The sequence below is a fragment of the Streptomyces sp. YS-3 genome, from assembly GCF_045257485.1.
Taxonomy (GTDB): Bacteria; Actinomycetota; Actinomycetes; order Streptomycetales; family Streptomycetaceae; genus Streptomyces.
Map to the genome: position 1 here is coordinate 1 of NZ_JBJHPC010000981.1, position 1,459 is coordinate 1,459.

1 protein-coding gene and 1 pseudogene are annotated in these 1,459 nt (G+C 74.9%); both read right to left on the reverse strand.

Going from position 1 to position 1,459, the window contains the following annotated elements; all coding sequences use genetic code 11:
• Positions 1-550, reverse strand: a pseudogene (locus tag ACJA3G_RS36870) (hypothetical protein); the annotation flags it as partial.
• A gap of 112 nt (positions 551-662) precedes the next feature.
• The coding region (locus ACJA3G_RS36875; RefSeq protein ID WP_406557372.1) for an RNA polymerase sigma factor SigF at positions 663-1,459 on the reverse strand (797 nt) is incomplete at its 5' end.

The following is a 1,459-nucleotide window of genomic DNA, read 5'->3' on the forward strand; positions in this document are numbered from 1 at the left end:
GCGTCGGCGGGCGGGGGGTGGTGCCGCCTGTCGTCCCGCCCGTGGTTCCACCCGCGCTGCCCGTGCCGCCTGCGCCACCGGTGCCGCCTGTGCCGCCGCCCGTGCTTCCGCTTCCGCCGGGTGCCGGGCTTCCGGTGCCGGGTTCGCCCGTGGTGCCCGCGCCGTCTCCGCCGGGGGCCGGGGCCGTGGGGCTTGTGCCCGTGGCGGTGCCGGGGGTGCCGTCGCCCCCGGCCGTGCTGTCTGCGCCCGGCGCCGGGGCACTGTGGTTCTCGTGGGGTCCGCCGCCGTCGCCGGTGGTGCCGCCGGGGACGGCGGGACCGGGCGCGCGGGCGCTCCCGTCCCGTCCGGCCGCGCTCCCCGCCCCGTCCAGCGGAATCAACTCCACCTTGCCGCTGGGCGGAACGGGCCCGCTCGGTGCGGTCTCCGGCCCGGAACCGGCCGCTCCCACGGCCACATAGGGCTTACCGCCCTCCCCGCCGCAGGCGGCCAGTGCGCCGCCCAGGGCGAGCGTGGCAGCCGCCGATACGCCGATCAACGCAGCACGTCGCATCGGGCCAGTGTTGCTGACGACCCGTCAATTGTGAACCCGGCGACGGGACCGGGGACCCGGCGCCCCGCGAGCGCGGCCCCGGGCCGGACGGGCGGGGCGGGGCCGCGACGGCCTAGTCCGCGATCAGACCCTCCCGCAGCTGCGCCAGCGTCCTCGTCAGGAGGCGGGAGACGTGCATCTGGGAGATGCCGACCTCCTCGCCGATCTGGGACTGCGTCATGTTCGCGAAGAAGCGGAGCATGATGATCTGGCGTTCGCGCGGGGGGAGTTTGGCCAGGAGGGGCTTGAGGGACTCGCGGTACTCCACGCCCTCCAGCGCCGCGTCCTCGTAGCCGAGGCGGTCCGCGAGGGAGCCCTCGCCGCCGTCGTCCTCCGGGGAGGGGGAGTCGAGCGAGGAGGCCGTGTACGCGTTGCCGACCGCGAGGCCGTCCACCACGTCCTCCTCGGAGACGCCGAGGACCGCGGCCAGCTCAGGCACCGTCGGGGAGCGGTCGAGCTTCTGGGCCAGCTCGTCGCTCGCCTTGGTCAGGGCCAGACGCAGCTCCTGGAGGCGGCGCGGGACCCGTACCGACCACGACGTGTCGCGGAAGAAGCGCTTGATCTCACCGACCACCGTCGGCATGGCGAAGGTCGGGAACTCCACGCCCCGCTCGCAGTCGAAGCGGTCGATCGCCTTGATCAGGCCGATCGTGCCGACCTGGACGATGTCCTCCATCGGCTCGTTGCGGGAGCGGAACCGCGCCGCCGCGTACCGCACCAGCGGCAGGTTGAGCTCGATCAGGGTGTCGCGTACGTACGTACGCTCCGGGCTCTCCGCGCTGCCCAGCGCGGCCAGCCGCAGGAACAGGGAGCGGGACAGCGTGCGGGTGTCGAGCGGTTCGTGGGAGCCCGTCGTGCCCGCTGCCTCCC